The sequence below is a fragment of the Streptacidiphilus sp. MAP5-3 genome (genome assembly GCF_041262505.1).
Lineage (GTDB): Bacteria > Actinomycetota > Actinomycetes > Streptomycetales > Streptomycetaceae > Streptacidiphilus.
This window is the reverse complement of the sequence record NZ_JBGCCL010000031.1, coordinates 24,224-44,870: the sequence shown is the minus strand read 5'-3', so window position 1 is coordinate 44,870 and position 20,647 is coordinate 24,224. Positions and strand designations below refer to the sequence as shown.

Annotated in this window: 16 protein-coding genes and 1 pseudogene; 10 read left to right on the top strand and 7 right to left on the bottom strand. The window is 69.5% G+C overall.

The window, feature by feature from the left end; translation table 11 throughout:
- Positions 1–164: 164 nt before the first annotated feature.
- Positions 165–2,825, top strand: coding sequence for a tetratricopeptide repeat protein (locus tag ABH928_RS30905; protein WP_370071960.1), 2,661 nt, complete (start codon positions 165–167; stop codon positions 2,823–2,825).
- Positions 2,826–2,898: 73 nt separating this feature from the next.
- Positions 2,899–3,123 carry a transposase gene (locus ABH928_RS30900; protein WP_370071959.1) on the top strand — a complete coding sequence of 75 codons (225 nt, stop codon included), beginning with the start codon at positions 2,899–2,901 and terminating at the stop codon, positions 3,121–3,123.
- Between the two features lie 298 nt (positions 3,124–3,421).
- Here the strand turns inward: ABH928_RS30900 and ABH928_RS30895 are convergent, their stop codons facing one another.
- On the bottom strand, positions 3,422–4,840 hold the full coding sequence (locus ABH928_RS30895) for a glycosyl hydrolase family 28-related protein (protein WP_370071958.1): 1,419 nt from the start codon (positions 4,838–4,840) through the stop codon (positions 3,422–3,424).
- A gap of 393 nt (positions 4,841–5,233) precedes the next feature.
- On the opposite strand from ABH928_RS30895, the pseudogene ABH928_RS30890 reads away from it, so the two are divergent.
- From ABH928_RS30890 to ABH928_RS30880, 3 genes and pseudogenes are all read left to right on the top strand, one after another.
- Positions 5,234–6,750: pseudogene (locus ABH928_RS30890) on the top strand (alpha-amylase family glycosyl hydrolase).
- 328 nt (positions 6,751–7,078) lie between these two features.
- Complete coding sequence (locus ABH928_RS30885; RefSeq protein ID WP_370071957.1) at positions 7,079–7,870, top strand: glycoside hydrolase family 26 protein; 792 nt, start codon at positions 7,079–7,081, stop codon at positions 7,868–7,870.
- A 201-nt stretch (positions 7,871–8,071) separates the two neighbouring features.
- Entirely contained in the window at positions 8,072–9,526 is a 1,455-nt protein-coding gene (locus tag ABH928_RS30880) for a glycosyltransferase family 2 protein (protein ID WP_370071956.1), read from the top strand.
- A 525-nt stretch (positions 9,527–10,051) separates the two neighbouring features.
- On the opposite strand, the gene ABH928_RS30875 is transcribed toward ABH928_RS30880, so the two are convergent.
- A complete protein-coding gene (locus ABH928_RS30875; protein WP_370071955.1) occupies positions 10,052–10,759 on the bottom strand; it encodes a TetR/AcrR family transcriptional regulator in 708 nt (235 codons plus the stop codon).
- A 151-nt stretch (positions 10,760–10,910) separates the two neighbouring features.
- Here ABH928_RS30875 and ABH928_RS30870 point away from each other — a divergent pair, with 151 nt between their 5' ends.
- The 4 genes from ABH928_RS30870 (at position 10,911) to ABH928_RS30855 (ending at position 12,444) form a co-directional block, all read left to right on the top strand.
- Positions 10,911–11,417 carry a hypothetical protein gene (locus ABH928_RS30870; RefSeq protein WP_370071954.1) on the top strand — a complete coding sequence of 169 codons (507 nt, stop codon included), beginning with the start codon at positions 10,911–10,913 and terminating at the stop codon, positions 11,415–11,417.
- An 80-nt stretch (positions 11,418–11,497) separates the two neighbouring features.
- Positions 11,498–11,671, top strand: a complete 174-nt coding sequence (locus ABH928_RS30865; RefSeq protein ID WP_370071953.1) for a CsbD family protein — start codon at positions 11,498–11,500, stop codon at positions 11,669–11,671.
- A 120-nt stretch (positions 11,672–11,791) separates the two neighbouring features.
- Positions 11,792–12,133: a PRC-barrel domain containing protein gene (locus ABH928_RS30860; RefSeq protein ID WP_370071952.1), complete on the top strand. Its 342-nt coding sequence runs from the start codon at positions 11,792–11,794 to the stop codon at positions 12,131–12,133.
- A gap of 137 nt (positions 12,134–12,270) precedes the next feature.
- Entirely contained in the window at positions 12,271–12,444 is a 174-nt protein-coding gene (locus ABH928_RS30855) for a hydrophobic protein (RefSeq protein WP_370071951.1), read from the top strand.
- Positions 12,445–12,477: 33 nt separating this feature from the next.
- Here ABH928_RS30855 and ABH928_RS30850 read toward each other — a convergent pair whose 3' ends face one another.
- Complete coding sequence (locus tag ABH928_RS30850) at positions 12,478–12,792, bottom strand: hypothetical protein (RefSeq protein ID WP_370071950.1); 315 nt, start codon at positions 12,790–12,792, stop codon at positions 12,478–12,480.
- A 288-nt stretch (positions 12,793–13,080) separates the two neighbouring features.
- Between ABH928_RS30850 and ABH928_RS30845 the strand changes: the two genes are divergently transcribed.
- Complete coding sequence (locus ABH928_RS30845; protein ID WP_370071949.1) at positions 13,081–15,843, top strand: SpoIIE family protein phosphatase; 2,763 nt, start codon at positions 13,081–13,083, stop codon at positions 15,841–15,843.
- 190 nt (positions 15,844–16,033) lie between these two features.
- On the opposite strand, the gene ABH928_RS30840 is transcribed toward ABH928_RS30845, so the two are convergent.
- The 4 genes from ABH928_RS30840 to bioB form a co-directional block, all read right to left on the bottom strand.
- Positions 16,034–17,710 (bottom strand): long-chain fatty acid--CoA ligase, encoded by a 1,677-nt coding sequence (locus ABH928_RS30840; RefSeq protein WP_370071948.1) that lies wholly within the window; start codon positions 17,708–17,710, stop codon positions 16,034–16,036.
- A gap of 241 nt (positions 17,711–17,951) precedes the next feature.
- Positions 17,952–18,878 (bottom strand): TauD/TfdA dioxygenase family protein, encoded by a 927-nt coding sequence (locus tag ABH928_RS30835; RefSeq protein WP_370071947.1) that lies wholly within the window; start codon positions 18,876–18,878, stop codon positions 17,952–17,954.
- A gap of 2 nt (positions 18,879–18,880) precedes the next feature.
- Entirely contained in the window at positions 18,881–19,102 is a 222-nt protein-coding gene (locus ABH928_RS30830; protein ID WP_370071946.1) for a hypothetical protein, read from the bottom strand.
- A gap of 371 nt (positions 19,103–19,473) precedes the next feature.
- Entirely contained in the window at positions 19,474–20,634 is a 1,161-nt protein-coding gene (bioB, locus tag ABH928_RS30825; protein ID WP_370071945.1) for a biotin synthase BioB, read from the bottom strand.
- Between the last annotated feature and the right edge of the window lie 13 nt (positions 20,635–20,647).

Here is a 20,647-nt window from a genome sequence, read left to right as displayed (position 1 = left end):
ATGTTGAGCCGCCGCTTGGGCCGGCCTTGCGCTGGGCGGCATGACCAGGCTGCTCGACCGGCCTGACGAAGTCCCGTTTCCCGTACGAATCCGTACAGCTCATAGACTCACCGTTGTCAGGGCACGATCACAGGGGGGGCATAGTGGGTGAGCAGCGTTGCGGGATGCCGGATCCGGATCGCGCCGCGGATCTCGCAGAATTCATCGGTCTGCTGGCTGAGTTGCGCGTGTGGGCGGGGTTCCCGTCCTACCGAACGCTGGCCAAGCGAGTCGGGCAGGCGATACGGCCAGCGCGCGTCGTGTCGCCTTCTACCGTCGTGGACGCCTTCGACGTCGGGCGGCGCCGTCTGGATCTGGATCTGGTAGTGGCAATCGTCCGGGCGCTGGGCGTGGACGAGACCGGGACCTCTCGCTGGCGCGAGGCCTGCATAAGGGTGCACGGATCGGCCAAAAGCGGCGGACCGGTCGGCGTATCGGCACAGCTCCCCACGGACTTGGCGACGTTCACCGGGCGCCAGGAGGAGCTCGCACGGCTGCTCGAAGCGGCGATGCACCCCCGCGACGGCGATGGCACGCACGCTGTGGTGATCTCCGCGATCGAGGGAATGGCCGGCGTGGGCAAGACGCAGCTGGCCGTTCGCGCCGCACATGAACTGGTCCGCGCGGGGCACTTCGCCGACCTGCAGCTGCATGTGAACCTGCGTGGCTTCGATCCCGAGCTTCCGCCTGCGGACCCGTCAGCTGTCCTCGAGGCGTTCTTGCGTCAGCTCGGGGTCCCCGCACAGCAGATCCCTGCCAGCCGGGATGAGCGGGCGGCGATGTACCGCGACCAGGTCCGCGAGCGTCATGCGTTGGTCCTGCTCGACAACGCAGCAGACGAGAACCAGGTCCGCGACCTCATTCCGGCAAGCCACACCAGTCTGGTGCTGATCACCAGCCGCCGTAGTCTTGCCGGCCTCGACGGCGTCACCCCCCACTGGATCGACACCTTCTCCGAAGCCGAATCACTGGACCTTCTCAGGCGGATCGCCGGACACGAACGCATCGAAGCCGAACCCGACGAGGCCCTCCGCATCGTCCAGTACTGCGACCGCCTCCCGCTGGCCCTTGCCCTGGCCGCCGCCAGGTTGCGTTCCCGCCCCGCCTGGACGCTCGCCGAGTTGGCCGACCGCCTGCAGGCCGGCCGACTGGAGGCGATCCGTGCCGGCGGCCGAGCGCTGCGCCCCGTTCTCGACCTCTCCTACCGGGAGCTCACCGAGCCGCTCCAGCGGGTCTTCCGCCTACTCGGTTGCCACCCCGGGCCCGACTTCACTCCCGCGATGGTCGCCGCGCTCGCCGACATCCCCACCCACGAGGCCGAGGACGTCCTGGAGTCGCTCCAGGACGAGAACCTGATCCGGCAGAACACACCCGGCCGCTACCACCTCCATGACCTGCTCCGGACCTTCGCCCTGCACGTGCAGGACCCCGGATCAGCAGAGACCGTCGAAGCCCTCGCCCGGCTCTTCGACCACATGAGAAGCACCGTGGCCGCCGCAGTCGATCTCCTCATCCCACACGAGAAACACCTCAGGCCCGCCGTCCCCACCGCGGGCACGGATGTGTCGTGCTTCGTGGACACGGACCAGGCCACCGCTTGGCTCCGAACGGAGCACGCCAATCTCCTGGCCGCAGCGGAGTGCGCGGCTCGCGGGGGCTTCGGGCGGCACGCCACGGACCTCTCCGCACTCCTGGGGCGCTACCTTGACACGAACGGCCACTACCAGGACGGTCACGTCCTGCACGCCCTTGCCCTCCAGGCGGCAACAGACGCAGCCGACCTCGCTGCCGAGCGCAGCGCCGCGGCCGAACTGGGAAGGGTCTGCGTGCGTCTCGGCCAGCTTCACCAGGCGCGCATGTTCTTCGAGCAGACCCTCGAAGCGAACCCGGGACACGCGGACGCGTCCAACGCCGCCCGCGCTATGTCGAGCCTGGGCGTGATCGACGTCGGTGAAGGACGGCACGATGAGGCCCTCAGGCGCTACCACGAGGCGGCGAACCTGTTCGAGACCGCCGGTGACGTGGCCGGGCAAGCGACAACAACCGGCAACATCGCAGTCGCCTATGTGAGGATGGGCCGCTTTCCGCTGGGAATCGCCCACCACGAGCGCGCTCTCGCTCTCTTCCGCGAGACTGGCGATCGCAGCGGCGAAGCCCGCACCCTGGGCAACCTCGGCCAGTTGTACATCCACACCCGACTCGACGACTCCGCTACGACGCACCTTACCCAGGCCCTTGATCTCCACCTGGCGATCGGCGACCTGGCGGGAGCGAGCCACAACCGGATACAGCTCGCCCACGCTCAGGTGCGCAGTAGCCAATTCGATCAGGCCTCAGAGCATCTGGAGCAGGCCCTGGCCTTCTTTCGAACCAGCGGACACAGACTCGGACAAGCCGAGGCGCTGCACATCCGTGGCGTACTGTTCACAGGCCAAGGACACCACCACCAAGCTGCCGAGCAACTCCAGGAAGCCCTCGCCTCATTCGAGGCGCTGGCCGAACCCGCGCATGCCGCAACCACACTCAACAGCCTGGGAAGCAACGCCTTCGCACAGGGCCAGTTCGATACCGCCCTTGAATTTCACCGACGGGCCCTCAAGCGCGCAGCAAGCGACGGCATCGGCGATCAAGCGGAAGCCCACTGCGGCATCGGGGACGCCCTCCACGCAAACGGTCAGCCGGAACTGGCTCGAGCGCACTGGCAGCAAGCACTCGATTTCTACGCGTACATGACGGTATGCAAGGCCGACGAAGTACGTCGTCGGCTTGCTCCCAGTCATGGATGAAGCGCCTCGCCCGCCAACCGGAGATCTTCAGCGGTGGCCCGTGTTGAACAACAGGTTGGAGCGGAGTGCGAACTTGCTGATCAGGATGGTGCGCAGGCTCCCAGACGAGCAGTTCTCAGTCGCCCCGCGAGTGATGGGTGTGGATGACTTCGCGTTCGAGAAGGGCCACGTGGACGGCACGATCATCTTGGACGTGGAGACCGGTGAGCGTGTGGATGTGTTGCCCGACCGCACCTCAGAGACACTCACCGCCTGGTTGAGCGCCCATCCCGGGGCCGAGATCGTGTGCAGAGACTGAGCCAGCGCCTACGCCGAAGCCGTCCGCACCGTCTGCCCCGACTCCAGGCAGGTCGCGGACAGTCGGGTGCGCACTGCCCACGGCCACCCCCCGTCGGCATCACCGAGCGGCGCACACGGCAGCCCTGGCACACCGCCAAGGCAACCCGCGGCGTTCAGGGACATGGCCGTCGAGCTCCGCCGGACGATCATCGCCGCCCGCCATATCCGCAACCCCGCAGGTCGGCCAAGCCCGAGGAAATCGCGGTCACCCCCCACACGCCAAGATCACGACCACGACCCGCTGCAAAGTCGAGCTGTCAGTAGCCTTTGACGAAGTTGATCACGTACCACTTCGCGGTGGTCACGTTGTAGATCGCGGTGAGGAAGTCCCGCTTGTTCGGCGTTGTGGTGAGTGTGGTCGAGGAGACGGTGGTGCCCAGGGCGAACGCAGAGCTGAGGATGAGCGCGCGGCTGCCGGTTGCGTCCTGGATGAGTTCCCAGGTGATGCGTTGTCCGTCGGCGGGGTTGGTGGGAGTGCCCAGGGTTCGGTTGCCCTTGAGGGTGACTCGGAACAGGATTCCCAGCGCGGCGTTGGTGGCGATGGTGGCGGCGTCGGTGAGGGTGACGGGGGCCGGGTTGACCTTCGCGTCGACGTAGTCCTTGCGCGTCAGGTGTTCGGCCGAGGTCGGGGAGGCTGTGGTGGAGACGTTGCCTTCGTAGTAGGCGGAGTTCGAGCCGTAGACGAAGCCGCTGGCCACCGTGCCGCCGGCGGTGTCGTTGATGACGTTGGTGTAGCCGGCCAGCGACAGGGGTTTCACGTTGCTGACATCGCCGAGGGTGGCCGAACACCCGGCATCGACGGTGACCGAGTTGACCGCCCCGGTGGTGGGGGTGTTCTCGGCGAATCCGAGGATACTGACGGCTCGTGCCGCGCCGGTGACCCAGATACTGACGTTGGGGCTGTTGTAGGTGAAGGAGTTGTACAAGCCCACGCCGATCGCGGCGTTGATCTTCCAGCTGTAGCCGTTGTATCCGGTGCCGCGGTTGACCGCGGATTCGGCGCCGCATCCCGTGAAGCTGATGCCCTGGCTGCCGACGCCGGTCACCTCGTACCCGATACCGCAGTAGTCGGCCGCGCAGCCGACGAAGGAGCAGTAGGCCATGGTGTCGATGTGGAAGCCCGCGTTGGTGACGGTGTCGGCGTAGCAGGCGACGAACGAGCAACTGGTCCCTGCGGCGCCTCCGGAGACACCGTGGATGTCCCAGCCGTGGTTGCCGTTGTTGGCCGAGGTCACGCCTTCGAACGTGGAGACGATCGGGTTGGAGAGGTCGATTCCGGTGTCGCCGAAGAACTTCACGGTCATCCGCGCGAACGCCAGCGAGACGGTCGCGGGATTGGCCGATCGCGTGAGCACGATGCCGCTGCCGCTGCCACTGCCCGGCCCTTGGATGGTGAGGTCCTGGATGGTCAACCGGGTAATGTCCGAGCCGCTCAGCCCGTTGGCCGTGGTGCTGCTCTGTGCGATCACCGACGAGCCGTCACTGACGCCCTCCAGGATCAGGTTGGAGCGGGCCACCAGCACGGAGGAAGTCTTGTAGGTGCCTGCGGGGAAGACGACCGTTCCGCCGGAGGAGGGGACCGCGTTGATCGCGGTTTGGATCGCGGTGGTGTCGTCGGTGACGCCGTTGCCGGTGGCGCCGTAGTCCAGGACGTTGAACCAGTAGCTGGTGGCCATGGTGATCTCCGTTCAATCTCGCATCGAGTCGACAGGCCGAGGCAAGACTGAGGCCTTGCGAGGAATTCGGCCGCGGTAAAAGCAGCACCGTCGATTGACACGGAACCGGTTCGAGCCGACCAGGAATGGGCGCGGGCACGTGCATTCAACGTGCCTCGTTGAGGAGACAACTCGCCGCCATTACTTAGGGTAATGAGATCAAAGCGCTTAGTAAAGGGTTCTGCGGTGTCAACCTCTTCGCTTCTCGTTCATGACGCCACGTCAACCGCGTGCCGCGCGACTGCGTCCGCCGAAACAGGACGGTCGCCAACCGTGACCGTGCTCAGCGGAGCCGGTTCGTCTCTTCGGCGTGCCAGAGCCACGGTCCGGACGTGTGCGCGGCATTCTGGGCCGATGGGAGCGGAACAACGACGCCGGCGTGAGCGCGGGCGGGCTCTGGGCGTTTCGGAGAACCGGCCGTCTGCCGATGTTCGCGACTGGTGGCGTGACGCGGTCTGCTACCAGGTCTACCTGCGCAGTTTCGCCGATGGGAACGGTGATGGTGTCGGGGACCTCGCCGGGTTGCACCAGCGCTTGCCCTACCTGGCGGGGCTCGGCGTGGACGCGCTGTGGATCAATCCCTGGTTCCCCTCGCCGATGGTCGACGGCGGCTACGACGTCGCCGACGACAGGGCCATCGATCCTGTCTTCGGCACCATGTTCGACGCCCGTGCGATGATCGAGGAGATCCATGCGCTGGGCCTGCGCCTGGTGATCGACATCGTGCCCAATCACACATCCGCCCAGCACCCGTGGTTGCGCGAGGCGTTGGCCGGCAGCCCCGACTGCGTCGAGCGCGACCGCTACATCTTCAGGCCTGGCGTCGGCCCGGGAGGTGACGCCCCGCCCAACAACTGGCGCAGCGTCTTCGGTGGCTCCGCGTGGACCCGCATCGTCGAACCCGACGGCAGGGCCGGGACGTGGTACCTCCATCTGTTCGCGCCCGAGCAACCCGACCTCAACTGGGACAGCCCGCTGGTCCGCCGGGAGTTCGAGTCGATCCTGCGGTTCTGGTTCGATCTGGGCGTCGACGGGATCCGCATCGATGTCGCGCACGCGATGATCAAGGCCCCGGGCCTGCCCGACCTTGTCCCCTCGGACATCGAGCTCACCGCATCGGCCGCCCATCCCGGCCACCCCCTTTGGGACCGAGAAGGGGTCCACGAGATCTTCCGCGGCTGGCGCGCGGTGGCCGACTCCGATCCCGCACCCCGCGTGTTCCTCGCCGAGGCGTGCGTGGGCGCGTCCGAACGCCTGGCACGATACGTCCGGGCCGATGAACTGCACACCGCTTTCAACTTCGACTGTCTGACGGCCTCGTGGCGGGCGGATACTCTGCCTATCGCGATCGACAGCTCCCTTCGGCGATGGCGGCCGTCGGCGCCCCGGCGACCTGGGTGCTCTCCAACCACGATGTCGTGCGCCACCTCACCCGCTACGGCAGGGCGCAGTCCGACGGCCCGGTTCACACACTCGCCAACCACTCCCCGCCCGGTCCGGTCGACCTGGCGCTGGGTACGCGGCGTGCGCGGGCGGCCGTCCGGCTCATGCTGGCGCTCGCCCCGCCGTTCGGCTTCAGCCCCGACCACGCCCAGAAAGTCCCATGGCTGCCTCAACCGCCGCAGTGGAAGCAGCTCACCGCGCAGGCTCAGAAAGGCGACGAGCGGTCGATGCTCGAGCTCTATCGGAAGGCACTTCACATCCGGCGGGTCCACCCGGCGCTGGGAGAGGGAAGCCTCGGATTCCGATGCGTCGTCAACCTGGGCCAAGAGCCGGTTCGGCTGCCGGACCACCGGGAGGTGCTGCTGAGCAGTGTCCCCCTGGAGGCCGGGCTGCTGCCCGGCGACGCGGCAGTCTGGCTGGCCCGGTGACGACCCGTCTGTCCACGGCGCCGGATCTGCGACTGCGAACTGGCGGTCTTTCACTGCGCAATCATGGGGATCGGCCACCGAAGGCTGAGGATGGAGTGAATGAAGTGGTGGAGCGTTCGCTGCCCCGGGCACGGCCAGCTTTCCGGCTGGGCCGCGGATGAAGGCCTGGATGTGGCTGATCCTGCTGGCGCTGGCTTCCGCCGGCGCTTCTCTCCCCACTGCCTCGCCCGAGAGATCGGTCCGCAGCGTCACTACCGGGGCCTATATCCCCGACCCCGATGGGGATCCGGCGGGATGGCACGGTCAGCTGGACCAGTACGACGCTGCCGTGGGTCGGCGCCCCAGCACGGTGCAGTGGTACGTCCAGTGGGAGGGGCGGCAGCCGTTCCCGACCTCCGACGCCCTCTACGTCCGCTCGCGCGGGCAGACGCCGTTCATCACATGGGAGTCCTGGGACTCGAGCGGCGGTGTGAACCAGCCCGCCTACGCACTGTCGAAGATCCTCGCCGGGAAGTTCGACGCGTACATCGCGCAGTGGGCGATCGCCGCGAGAGCCTTCGGCACGACCGTCTACCTGCGATGGGGCGCGGAGATGAACGGGAACTGGAACCCGTGGGATCCAGGAGTCAACGGGAACACCACCGCGCAGTACGTCGCGGCGTGGAAGCACATCCGGACGGTCTTCACCGCGGCCGGCGCCACCAACGTGAAGTGGCTGTGGACCCCGATCAACCAGTACACCGACTCGACGCCCCTGTCCGAGGTCTACCCGGGGGACGAGTATGTGGACCTGGTGGGCGTCGACGGCTACAACTGGGGCACCTCCCGCAGCGGTCGCACCTGGCAGAGCTTCACCGAGGTCTTCAACCCCACCATCGCCACCATCCGCACCCTCACCGTGAAGCCGCTCTGGCTCACCGAGGTGGGCTGCACGGAGCTGGGCGGCGACAAGGCCGCCTGGATAACGGCGATGTTCGCCGCCGTCGCCGGCGACACGCGGATCGGCGGCCTGATGTGGTTCAACGCCGACAAGGAAACCGACTGGCGCGTCTGGTCCTCCCCCGCGGCCCTGAGCGCCTTCCGTACCGGCATCGCGTCCGCGCTCTATACCTCCGCATAGGGCGGGACGCATGCGCCGACCCGAGCTGCGCCCGGCTGCCGAGCACTTCGGCAGACCCACCGCAGCCCCGATCGGGGGACGGCTGCTGCTCTGTTCGGGTCAAGCACCACCCGGGCCGGGGCGACCCGGCGCCAGAATCCTGTACGTGAGGCCTTGAGGCTTCGGCCCGGCCGCTTGGCGTGGGATGTGGAGGAGTCACTGGTGAGCCGGTTCGGACCGACACGGGGACAGACGCGCAAGGAGGCGCGCGGGCCGGCGTTCGTACGCCAGCCCAGGAACCTGACCCGGGAGGGCCGCACCAAGCCCGGGCACATCCCGGACCTGCGCTACGCCGGGCCGGGACGCATCGTCGTGCTGGTACCGGCCCACAACGAGGAAGCGCTCATCGCCGAGACCCTGGAGTCCCTGGCGGCCCAGACCAGGCCGCCGGACGAGGTCATCGTGGTCGCCGACCGCTGCACCGACCAGACGGCTCGGATCAGCAGCGCCCACGGCGCCAAGGCCATCGAAACGGTCGGCAATACACAGGACAAGGCGGGCGCGCTCAACCAGGTCCTGGACCGGCTGCTGCCGCAGCTGAGCGACCACGACGCCGTCATGGTCATGGACTCCGACACCTCACTCTCCCCCCAGTTCATCGCCGAAGCGGCCCGGCGCCTGCGCCACCAGGAACCCGACCAGTCACCCATCGGTGGCGTCGGCGCCATCTTCTTCGGCTACCCCCTGCGCGGCCTGGTCTGCCACCTCCAGAACAACGAGTACGTGCGCTACGCCCGTGAACTCCACCGCCGCCACGGCCGCGCCGACGTCCTGACCGGCACCGCCTCCCTCTACCCCGTCCACGCCCTGCGCCACGTCCACCAGGCCCGCGCCCACGGCTCACTGCCCCGAGGCCGCGATGTCTACGACGTGGAGTCGCTGACCGAGGACAACGAACTCACCCTCGCACTCAAGCACCTCGGCTACCGCTGCGTGTCACCGTGCGCCGGCATCGTGGGCACCGAACTCATGCCCACCTGGTCCCGGCTGTACTACCAGCGGCTGCGCTGGCAACGGGGCGCCCTGGACAACCTCAAGGCCTACGGCACCACCCGGGTCACCCTGCCCTACATCTGCCGGCAACTGCTCACCTACCTCAGCGTGGCCTTCGTCCCCTTCTTCCTCACCGTCCTGCTCTACAACACCGTCACCAAGGGCTTCCCCGGGTGGCCATGGTTCTGGCTCGGGATCACCTCCATCGCCGCCTTCGAACGCATCTGGGCCGCCAAACGCGGCGGATGGAAGGCCCTGCTCCTGGCCGTCATGATCGTGCCCGAGGTCCTCTTCGACCAGTTCCTCAACGTGATCTACGCCAAAGCCCTCATCGACATACTGACCGGTACCGGCGCCACCTGGGAACGCACGCACAGCCGAACCCTCCGCCTGCGCGCGGCGGCCACCACAACAGCAGGCTTCACCCTCCTACTCGCCGCCGTCGTAGGCCTGGCCCTTGCCTGCATCGCCCTCGGCATCGCCTGGACCCTCATCGCGGCCTTCGTACTGTGCGGCGTCGCCGCGGCCACCATCCGCCTCAGCCGCCTCCACCCCCTCGGGCTGCTCCTGTCCCTACCCAGCGGCGAACAACCGCACGGCGAAATCCCGCCCTGGCGTCAGTGAGAAGGCCTCAGTTCACAGGTGCGGGGGGCGTGCAGGCCGTCCGTCAGATAGACCCCCCACTGCTGCCATCCTGAGGATTGCCCCACGACCACAGTCCGCGGCGTGACGGGCCGTCATCCGGCCGACGGGGGCCGCCCGCTCGGTGGCCGCCGCGCTCGACCACTCGTACTCGTACACCTGCGGCATAGCGTCGACCCCGGTGGCTTCCGGCATTGTCGGGCCGATCTCGGACCACCCGACCAGCTCATCCCCACCCCGCACATGCCGTCCCGTAGCCGACCAGCTCGGCAGCCGTCCGGGGCCGGACCCCGTCACCTGCAGTCCGGAGCCGGTCGCCGATTCCTGGTCGTCCGCACCTCATGCCCCTTGGGAGGGCCAAGGACACCTCCGACCGAAGGTGGTCTTCACAGCGCGACACGCCGCAATATCGCGGGGCGCCAGCGTCTCTGATCGGGCATCAGCAGCCAATCAGGAGAAGTTTGGCGCTGACGTCCACGGCCGCGACTGCACGGGGAGCGGCTGGCGCTACGTCGCAGGTTTGGTGGTGGCGGTCAGTCCGGTGAGGAGGATGTCGAGGCCGCGTTCGAGTTCGGTCGCGCCGTCGTAGGAGGCCAGGACGGTGGCGAGGCCGCGGAGCTGGGGGAATTCGCGGATCGGCAGGTGGTGGAGGCCCAGGCGGAGCAGGTCGTCTGTTTCGTCGGGGTTTTCGACGAGTTCCTGGAGTTCGTTGAGGATGTGTCCATGCAGGAAGCCGAACAGGGCGCGGTAGATGTGCAGGGCGTCGGCGCCGCTGAAGCCGGCGCGGGTGAGCAGGGCCAGGACGTCCTCCAGCGGGCGCAAGGTGCCGTGCGGGCGCAGTGCGAGTGGTGTGGCCAGTGGGCGGGTGACCAGCAGGGGTACCACGTGCGGGTGGGCCAGGGCGACGCGGCGGAACCGGTGAGCCACGGCGCGTAGTTGGGCCATCCAGTCGGGGTCGGTGGGATCCACGGTGAGCTCGGCCATGACGGTTTCGGCGACGCCGTCGAGCAGGGCGGCCTTGTTGTCCGCGTGGCGGTACAGGCTCATCGGGTCGCGGCCCAGCGCTCTGGCCAGGGCGCGCATGGACAGCTTCTCGACGCCGTCGCGGTCGACGATCTCCAGGGCACAGGCCAGCATCCGCTCCCGGGTGAGCTTGCCGTCCGGGTGCGCCCTTTCTTCCTCCCGGAGCGTGTGACGGACCAAGGACGCATCCATGCCAAGCACCTTCTCTCTCGCCACGCCGGGCCCGCCATCGGGTGGAGGACCCGTGCCACCTGCAAACCCGTAGACCTACGGTGTAGACACCAGTCTAGCCAAGGAGTTCACTGTAGATATACGGCGTATGTCCTTTTTAGGAGGAAACGTCATGATCATTATCCTCGGACTCATCATCCTGGTCGTCGCGGCCGTCGTGGCCGTCGCGGGATTCTTCAGCAACACCGGCAGCGCACACGCCCTCAACGGCGCGTTCTCGGTCTTCGGCCACCACATGAACGGCTCCACCGGAACGCTGTTCCTGTTCGGCATCATCGTCGGCGCCGCCGCCATGCTGGGTCTGGGCCTGCTGCTGACCGGCGCCCGCCGCACCTCCCGCCGGGGACTTGTCGCCCGCCGCGACCTGCGGCACTCCCGCCGCGAGACCGCAGCCGTCGACAAGGACCGCGACGCCCTGGCCGGGCAGCGCGACACGGCGCGTGCGAAGACGGCAAGCGTCACCCAGGAACACGACGACCTGGCCCGGCAGCGGGACGACCTCGCCGAACAGCGCGAGGACCTGCTCGACCGGGACCCACGGATGCGCGCCACGCCGACCGGTGCACGCGCAGCGCCGGACGGCGAGGCAGCGGGCGGTGACCCGGCCCCCTTCGGGTGAGAAGCAGCCCCGCAAGGAAAACCCGGTCGGTAGTCGCCCGGCACCCCTGACGATCACCAGTCCAGCGAAGGGAAGCAGTCATGAGCATCGGCAAGAAGGCCGCGCACAAGGCCGAAACGGTCAAGGGCGGCATGAAGAAGGCCGCTGGCCGCGCCACCGGCGACCGGCCCCTTGAAGCCGAAGGCCGCGCCGACCAGGCCAAGGGCGACGTCAAGCAGGCCGGAGCCAAGGTCAAGGACGCCTTCAAGCACTGACCCAGGCGTCCGGTCAACAACCTGCCGCGCCGTCACTTGCCAGGCAGGGCACCACTCCAGCCGCGCTGCCGCCGGGGGCTGGCCCCCGGCGGCAGCCACATCGCGAAAGGGAATCACCGCATGACCGACATCTGGGGCTACCGCCCCACCGCCCAGTACACCACCGGCACCGACCTGACCGGCTACCAGGTCGACGCGATCGACCGCCGCATCGGGAAGGTCGACGACGCCGCCGACGACGTCGGCTCCGCGTTCATCGTCGTCAACTGCAAGCCGTGCCTCTTCGGCAAACACGTGATGCTGCCCGCCGGCACCGTCACCCTCGTCGACGCCGGCCAGGAGACCATCCGCGTCGCCCTCACCAGGGACCAGATCAAGAACGCACCTGAGTACGACCCCGACGCCCACCGCGACGACACCGGCTACCGCGCCACCATCGGCACCTACTACGCACCCCGCTGAACAGCCCAGCCAGGCACGCGGGCATGGACGACACCCCCGCGCCGGACAACCCGAGCGCGCACCGACCCGCCCACCCCGTCCCCCTCCGGGACCTGAGACCGCGCCTCCGCACAACTTAGGGAAAGGAGGTGTTCCCCATGGTTCTCCTGATCGTTGTCCTTCTCCTGGCACTGGTTCTGGGCGGCGCCGGGTTCGCCCTGCATGCCCTGTGGTGGATCGCGCTGGTCGTCCTGGCCCTGTGGCTGCTCGGCTTCGTCTTCCGCGGCGAGCGCGCCGGCGCGGGCGGCCGCGGCCGCTGGTACCGCTGGTAGCCGCAGCAGGCAGACAACGTGACAACCCGCCGGTCAAGCCCGGCACCGCATGGCGCCCGGGCTTGACCGGGAGCGTGACAACAGAACCTTCTCGCCCTGCACGCGGCCGTGCAGGGCGGCAGCCGTGCCGAGCAGGCCGCCGCTGCCAAGGTCGCTACTGACGCCGTTGAGGAAGGACCCGAGGCCGTTGTAGGCCGCTCTGACAGGGGTGAGGAGGCCGCGGGTGTGCGGGGTGGCAGCGGCGGCGCGCGGTGCGGGGCGGGTGGCCGCGGTGGCCGCGGGGGCGGTGGCGAGGAGGGCGCCGAGCAGGGCGGCGGTGGCGGCGGCGCGCGTGAGGGTGGTGGTCATGCCCGGTCGGATATCCAGGGCCAGGCGCGGTCACGCCGCCGGGCGGGCGGCGTCACCCTCCGGTGCGGTGCGGAGCGTCCGGACGGCCGCCCCAGGTGGCACAGGATAACGACAAGGCTCCCGTGCCGCGTCGGCGACGGCCGAGGAGATCCGCGGCCAACCAAGGAGCGGGCGCGCCCTCCACCGTCTCTCTGACCCGGCCGAGGCAGCCGATCCCGCCCTTTCCGTCACCGAGCCATGGCCCGCCGCCCGTTGGCCGCCTTGATGAGAGCGGTGTTTCATAGGCGTATGGCCCGGTTCTGGGGCCGTTCCCGGGCCCCCACAGGCCCCGGTTCCACCGATGGGGACCGGGGCGGCCCGCGCCCGGAGCGGGATCAGCAAAGTGACCGGCGCCCGGACCGGCAGCTTCCGCCTGAGCGTCGCCGGGCGATCCTCGGCATGCGCAGCGTCGCCGGACAGGTTTTCATCCTCCAGGTCGTGATCATCCTGGTGCTGGTGCTGGCCGCAGGCATCGAGGTCTTCGTCCAAGCCCAGCACGACACCACGGTGGAGGCCAGGAACCGGTCGCTCGCGGTGGCCCAGACGTTCGCCAACGCCCCCGGAACCGTGGCCGCGATGGAGTCGGCCCACCCGACCGCGCTGCTCCAGCCGCGCGCCGAGGCCACCCGCCTGGCGACCGGCGTGGACTTCGTCGTGGTCACTGACGACCACGGAATCCGCTACACCCACCCCATTCCCAACCGGATCGGCAAGAAGTTCGTCGGCGACATCGGCCCCGCGCTCGCCGGGCAGACGGTCACCGAGACCATCCAGGGCACGATCGGCCCACTGGTGCAGGCGATCGTCCCCGTCTTCGACAGCCACCACCGGGTGATCGGCGTTGTCTCCGCGGGCATCACGCTCAAGAAGATCAGCAGCACCGCGCAGCACCGGCTGCCGGTCGTCTTCGGGGCGGGCGCCCTGGCTCTCGGGCTCGCCACCGCCGGGACCTGGCTGGTCGTACGGCGGCTGAGACGCCAGACCCACGGCCTCGGCCCGGCTGAGATGACCCGCATGTACGAGCACCACGACGCGGTACTGCACGCGGTGCGCGAGGGCGTCCTCATCATCGGTGACGACCGCCGCATGCTGCTCGCCAACGACGAGGCCTGCCGACTGCTCGACCTACCCCTCGGCGAGTACGGCCGTCGGCTCGTCACCGACCTGGGTCTGGACCACCACCTGACCGAGCTGCTGGACTCCGGGCACGCCGTCACCGACGAGGTGGTCAGCGCCGGCGAACGGCTGCTCGTGGTCAACATTCGGACCACCGGCCACGACGGCGGCCCATCCGGCGTCGTCGCCACGCTGCGCGACTCCACCGAGCTGCGCGCCCTGACCGGCAAAGCCGACCAGGCCCGCAAGCGCCTCAAGCTGCTCTACGAGGCCAGCGCCGCCATCGGCACCACGCTGGACGTGACCCGCACCGCGGAGGAACTGACCGAGGCGGCCGTCCCGAGATTCGCCGACTTCGTGACCGTCGATCTGGCGGAGCCGCTGCTGCGCGGGGACGAACCCACTCCTGGCCGGCCGACGGACCTGCGTCGCGCCGCCCTCCACGGCGTCCGGCCGGACACTCCGTTCTTCCCGGTCGGGACGTCCATCCCGTTGCCGTCCGGAACGCCGCACGCCCACGCCCTCGACGGGCACTCCGTCCTCGAGCCCGCTCTGTCCGACCCCGCGTCCAACTGGCGACTGACCGACCCGGAGCGGGCCGAGCTGATCCTAGAGCAGGGCGTCCACTCCTTGGTCACCGTGCCGCTGCTGGCCCGCGGCCTGCTGCTCGGCGTGGCCCACTTCTACCGATCGGAGAAACCCGAGCCGTTCGACGCCGACGACCTGTCGGTCGCCGAGGAGCTCGGGGCCCGCACCGCCGTGTGCATCGACAACGCCCGTCGCTTCACCCGCGAGCACCAGATGGCGGTCACCCTTCAGCAGAGCCTGCTCCCCGGAGGCCTGCCCGAGCAGAGCACCCTGGACGTGGCCTACCGCTACCTGCCGGCCGAGGCCGGCGTCGGCGGCGACTGGTTCGACGTCATCCCCCTGCCCGGCGTCCGGATCGCGCTGGTCGTCGGCGACGTGGTCGGCCACGGCCTGCACGCCGCGGCCACCATGGGCCGCCTGCGCACAGCCGTGCACAATTTCTCCACCCTGGACCTGCCGCCGGACGAGCTGCTCGGCCATCTCGACGTCCTGGTCAACCAGATCGACCAGGACAGCGCGGCCACCGACGGCGAGACCTCCATCACCGGAGCGACGTGCCTGTACGCGATCTACGACCCCGTCTCGCTGCGCTGCAGCATGGCCCGGGCCGGACACCTGCCGCCCGCGCTGGTGCACCCCGACGGGTCGGTCGAGTTCCCCGACCTGCCCGCCGGGCCGCCGCTCGGCCTGGTCGGCGCGCCCTTCGAGACGGCGGAGCTGGAGCTGCCCGAGGGTAGCCAACTCGTGCTCTACACCGACGGCCTGGTGGAGGACCGTGCACGGGACATCGACATCGGCCTCGACCTGCTGCGTACCGCGCTGGCCCGGCCGCACCGGACGCCGGAGGAGACCTGCCAGGCGGTGCTCGACGCGCTGCTCCCCAGCCGTCCCACCGATGACGTCGCCCTGCTGGTGGCCCGGACCCGGGCACTGCCGGCCGACCAGGTCGTGGCCTGGGACCTCCCGGCCGACCCGGCGGCCGTCGCCCGGCTCCGGGCGGACGTGACCGAGCAGCTGAGCGCCTGGCAACTGGACGAGCTGGCCTTCGCCACCGAACTGATCGTCAGCGAGCTTGCTACGAACGCCATCCGCTACGCGACGGAGCCGATCCGGGTACGCCTGCTGCGTGACCGGGCCCTCGTCTGCGAGGTCTTCGACGGCAGCAGCACCTCCCCACACCTGCGGTACGCAGCCACCAGCGACGAAGGCGGCCGGGGACTCTTCCTGGTCGCCCAGCTCTCCGAGCGCTGGGGCACCCGGTACACGGCCGACGGCAAGGTGGTCTGGGCCGAGCAGCCCCTGCCGTGATCCCGATAGTCACCGTGCCGCGCCGCCATCGGGCGGCGGCCACGCCCGGTCCCATCATCGCCGCGGAACGCAACCGGCTACGCGCCGAGCTGGCATGAGGAGAATGGGCCGGATCGCCGACCTGCTCGGCGAGAGCGGATCCTCGACGTCGTAAGGCGATGTCACGCTGACGCCGCACCGCCCGCGGTGACTACGCCTTGCCCGCGAGAACGATCTCCAGCTCTCCGTCGGCGTACTGGGTCCGGATCAGCTTTTTGTCGAACTTCCCAACGCTGGTCTTGGGCACCGCCGGAATCAGTGCCCAGCGCTCCGGCAGCTGCCAGGAGGCGACCCGCTCGGCGAGGAAGGCCCGCAGTGCGGCGAAGTCGACGGAGGCGCCGTCACGCAGCACCACGGTGGCCAGCGGACGCTCGCCCCACTTGTCGTCGGGTACCGCGACCACGGCGGCCTCGGCTACGTCGGGGTGGCCCATCAGGTGGTTCTCCAGCTCCTGGGAGGAGATCCACTCGCCGCCGGACTTGATCACGTCCTTGGCCCGGTCGGTCAGGGTCAGGTAGCCCTCGGGGGAAAGTGTGCCGACGTCCCCGGTACGCAGCCAGCCGTCCGGGGTGAACTTGTCGTCCGGGCGCTCAGGGTGCGCATCGGTGCCGTCGCCGATCGCGCCGCCGAAGTAGGCGCCTGCGATCCACGGGCCGCGGACCTCGAGTTCGCCGGCCGACCGGCCGTCGTGCGGGAGGAAGTCCCCGGCGAGGCCGGCCAACCGGGCCTCCACGGAGGCCGGGAAGCGGCCCTGGGTGATCCGATAGGGCTGCTCCTCCTCTGGGGTGAGGCCGGCCGGGGGGTGGGCGACCGAGCCCAGCGGGGAGGTCTCGGTCATGCCCCAGGCGTGAATCAGCTCGATACCGTGGCGTTCCTTGAAGGCGCGCATCAGGGCCGGCGGACAGGCCGAGCCGCCGATCACCACCCGTGTCAGTGAGGAGGTGTCGTACGAGCCGCGGTCCAGCTCGCCGAGCAGTCCGGTCCAGATGGTGGGGACCGCAGCGCTGAAGGTGGGGCGCTCGGCCGCGATCATCCGAGCGATCGCCTCGGGCTGGAGGAACCGGTCTGGCATCAGCAGGTTGGCGCCGGACATGAAGGCGGCCTGCGGGACGCCCCAGGCGTTGACATGGAACATCGGCACCACCGGGAGGATCCGGTCGCGGGTGCCGAAGCCGAAGCTCTCCACGGTGTTGACCTGAAGGCAGTGCAAATAGATGGAGCGGTGGCTGTAGGCGACGCCCTTGGGGTCTCCGGTGGTGCCGGAGGTGTAGCAGAGGGCGGCGGCGGCGCGCTCGTCGATCCCGGTGGCCCAGGGGAACTCGGTCGGCCGGTCCGCGATCAACTCCTCGTAGCCGTGGACGGTGCCGGTGAAGCCGGCGAGGGCGCTGCGGTCGCCGTCGCCGACCACGACGATGTGCCTGAGGGTGGTCTGGAGCAGCGGCAGAGTGGGGGCGAGCAGCGGCAGGACGCTGTCGTCGACCAGGATCACGTGATCGGCCGCGTGGTTGATGATGAAGGCCAACTGGTGGGTGGGCAGGCGCAGATTGAGGGTGTGCAGCACCGCACCCATGCCGGGCACCGCGAGATAGATCTCAAGGTGCTCGGTGTTGTTCCACATCAGGGTGGCGACCCGCTGGTCACCGCTCACGCCGAGCTCGTCCCGGAGCGCGTGCGCGAGCCGGGCGGCCCGTGCGCCGACGTCGGCATAGGCGCGGTGCCGAGCCGAGGTGCCGTTCCAGGTGGCGACGGTGGAGCGGCCGTGCTGGGTCGAACCGTGGACCAGAATCCGGCCGAGGGTGAGCGGTACGTCCTGCATCGTGCTGAGCATTCGGGTCCTCCCTGATGTGTCGGTTGCGCCCCGCGGCGCTGTTGCCGGTCATCCCGGGGCGGGGACGGCAAGGCCGCCGGGGCTTCCGCCCTCAGCCACCGGTGCCGCCGGGGAGCGGCACCCGGGTGCAGCGCCGGCGGCTGAGGACGCCGGCGTCCGCCGGGGAAGCGCGGTCGGGCAGGGCCTGGACGGTGGGCTTCCTGGCGGCGGCCGCCGCGTGCTCCTGTTCCGCGTGGCGGGGTCAGGAGGCGGTGGGCACCGCGCGGTTGTCGGCGGTGAACGGTCGTCCGCAGACGAGCTCGGACTCGCGCCCGTCCGGGCCCACCGGCACCTCGCCGAGCAGGGTGACCCGGTGCAGGCGCCGGTCCACCTCGAGGTGTTCCAGGTCGCGCGGGGCGAGGTGCGAGGTGACCCGGTTGTCCCAGAAGGCGACGTGCCCTGCCTCCCAGCGGAACCGCACCGTGTACTCGGGTCGGGTGATCTCGGCGAAGAGCAGGTCGAGGATGTGCTGGCTCTCGTTCGCGGAGACGTCGACGATGCTGCTGGTGAAGCCGGGGTTGACGAAGAGCGCGCGCTCCCCGGTCTCCGGGTGCACGCGCACCACCGGGTGGACCGCCACCAACAGATTCTCCTTGACGGCCCGGGTGAACTCGTTGTCGTTCTTGAACCCGTAGCTGCCGCCGTAGCGGTGCTCGGCGCGCAGGGTGTCGACGAACGCGCGGACCGGGGCGGACAGCCCCTGGTAGGCCGCGACCAGGTTGGTCCACTGGGTGTCGCCGCCGAAGTCGGGGACGACCTCGGCACGCAGGATGGAGCCCGCGGGCGGGTTCACCGCAGGGGTGACGTCGGTGTGCCAGCGGTACTCGTCCCGGAAGCCCTTGCCGAAGCGCTTCTCGAAGCGGGCCGGGTCCACAGTGAAGATCTCCGGGTGCTCCTCCGGCGGGGCATTGTCGTGCGGGTGGGCGAAGGTGAGCTCGCCGAAGCGACGGGCGAAGGCGATCTGGGAGGCGTGGTCCAGCGTCTGGCCGCGGAAGAAGATGACCTTGTGGCGGTGGAGGGCCTGCCGGATCTCCTCGACGGTTGCGGCGGACAGCGGTTGGGACAGGTCCGCGCCGTCGATGTCGGCGCCGATGTGTCCGGCGACCGGTCGGATGGTGAGGCTGCTCATGGTTACGGTGTCCTTTCTGTTGCGGTCGTGCTGGTGGGAAGCGGCCACGGATCGACATGGACGATGTTGAGCGGGGACTCGCCCGAGACGTCGACCCTGCACGGCAGTTGGCCGTCGGCCAGGATGTGGTCGGCCTGGAGTCGCGGTGCGCAGGGCACGTCCCGGTCCACGACGTTGGAGCGGGCCTCTCCTTGCAGCCGTCGACGCAGGAGGTGTTGATCCATGCGTCGGCCTGCCGGGTTCCGCAGCTCGCTTCGGTGACCGCTGGGTACAGTCTGGCCCAGAGGCACCGATTGATGGAAGTGGCCGCTAGCGACCGCAGCGATCGTCACTGTCGATCACCTGGCGACCCGTCGCGCAGGATGCATCGGACTGCCAGGGGCCCGGACGCACCAGGCACCCCCGACCGGCGGCCGGGGGTGCCTGGCATACGCGATGACGACCCGTGGTTCGTCCTGGGCCTGGACTCCGAGGACTGAAGCGTGCTCAGCTGGACGCCGCTGCGGACCGCTCGGTTGCGTCCCGCGTAGTGGCTGTCACGAAGTTCCGACCAGGGGCTGCAGCGCGAGCTGGCCGTGGAGACGCCTGGAACAGTTCAGGCGTTGGGCGCGAGGTCGGTACCCGCGCCCCGACGGCGCACCGAGACCAGGTCCGGACGTGCCTGACCCGGCGTCGGATCGGGCGCGCCGTCGCCGCACGGGGCGCAGCCGCCGTACCCGCCCGAACCGCACCCGGGCGATGCTGGTGCAGCCGCGCGGTGCTCGGGCAGCGTCGTGGTGCCCGCGCCCTCCACCTCGAAGCCCGCGTCCGCGATCATGTCGAGGTCGGCCCCGCCGGCCTGGCCCTCGCTGGTGAGGTAGTCGCCCAGGAAGATCGAGTTCGCCAACTGCAGTGCGAGCGGCTGCATCGAACGCAGATGGACCTCGCGACCGCCCGCGATGCGGACCTCCACGTCCGGGCACACGAACCGCACCATCGCCAGGATGCGCAGGCAGCGCTGCGGGGTGAGGTTCCACTCCTTCGCCAGCGGGGTGCCCTCGAACGGGATGAGGAAGTTGACCGGCACCGAGTCCGCGTCCAGGGCCCGCAGGGCGAAGACCACGTCGACGAGATCCTCGTCGGTCTCGCCCATGCCCGCGATGAGTCCGGAACAGGCGGACAGGCCGGCAGCCTGCGCCTGCTGCACCGTCTCGACCCGGTCCGCGTAGGTGTGCGTGGTCGTGATGTCCCCGTACGTGGCCTCCGAGGTGTTGAGGTTGTGGTTGTAGGCATCCGCGCCGGCCGCACGCAGCCGCTGCGCCTGGCCGTCGGAGAGCAGGCCGAGGCAGGCGCACACCTCCACGCCCTGGTTCTGCTCCTTGATCGCCTCGATGGTCTTCGAGACCCGGTCGACGTCCCGGTCAGTGGGGCCTCGCCCGCTCGCCACCAGACACACCCGCTTCGCGCCGCCGGCGACGCCGGCGGCCGCGGCCTGCGAGGCCTCGTCGGGCTTCAGCCAGGTGTACTTGAGGATGCCGGCCGTCGAGCCGAGGCGCTGCGAGCAGTACGAGCAGTCCTCGGGGCAGAGCCCGGACTTCAGGTTCACCAGGTAGTTGAGCTTCACCCGGCGCCCGAACCACCGGCGGCGCACCTTGCCGGCGGCGGCCACCACATCGAGCAGGTCGTCGTCGGAGGTCGCCAGGACGGCGAGCGCTTCTTCGCGGGTCGGCAGCTCGCGCCGCAGTCCCTTGGCGACGAGGGTGTCGAGCAGGTCCATCGGTCCTCTTCTC

Excerpts from the sequence above, each read along its gene's own strand:
- ABH928_RS30905 (WP_370071960.1), top strand. The coding sequence starts at position 165 with ATGCCGGATCCGGATCGCGCCGCGGATCTCGCAGAATTCATCGGTCTG.
- ABH928_RS30895 (WP_370071958.1), bottom strand. The coding sequence starts at position 4,840 with ATGGCCACCAGCTACTGGTTCAACGTCCTGGACTACGGCGCCACCGGC.
- ABH928_RS30875 (WP_370071955.1), bottom strand. The coding sequence starts at position 10,759 with ATGGATGCGTCCTTGGTCCGTCACACGCTCCGGGAGGAAGAAAGGGCG.
- ABH928_RS30870 (WP_370071954.1), top strand. The coding sequence starts at position 10,911 with ATGATCATTATCCTCGGACTCATCATCCTGGTCGTCGCGGCCGTCGTG.
- ABH928_RS30865 (WP_370071953.1), top strand. The coding sequence starts at position 11,498 with ATGAGCATCGGCAAGAAGGCCGCGCACAAGGCCGAAACGGTCAAGGGC.
- ABH928_RS30860 (WP_370071952.1), top strand. The coding sequence starts at position 11,792 with ATGACCGACATCTGGGGCTACCGCCCCACCGCCCAGTACACCACCGGC.
- ABH928_RS30855 (WP_370071951.1), top strand. The coding sequence starts at position 12,271 with ATGGTTCTCCTGATCGTTGTCCTTCTCCTGGCACTGGTTCTGGGCGGC.
- ABH928_RS30850 (WP_370071950.1), bottom strand. The coding sequence starts at position 12,792 with ATGACCACCACCCTCACGCGCGCCGCCGCCACCGCCGCCCTGCTCGGC.
- ABH928_RS30845 (WP_370071949.1), top strand. The coding sequence starts at position 13,081 with ATGGCCCGGTTCTGGGGCCGTTCCCGGGCCCCCACAGGCCCCGGTTCC.
- ABH928_RS30840 (WP_370071948.1), bottom strand. The coding sequence starts at position 17,710 with ATGCTCAGCACGATGCAGGACGTACCGCTCACCCTCGGCCGGATTCTG.
- ABH928_RS30835 (WP_370071947.1), bottom strand. The coding sequence starts at position 18,878 with ATGAGCAGCCTCACCATCCGACCGGTCGCCGGACACATCGGCGCCGAC.
- ABH928_RS30830 (WP_370071946.1), bottom strand. The coding sequence starts at position 19,102 with ATGGATCAACACCTCCTGCGTCGACGGCTGCAAGGAGAGGCCCGCTCC.
- bioB (WP_370071945.1), bottom strand. The coding sequence starts at position 20,634 with ATGGACCTGCTCGACACCCTCGTCGCCAAGGGACTGCGGCGCGAGCTG.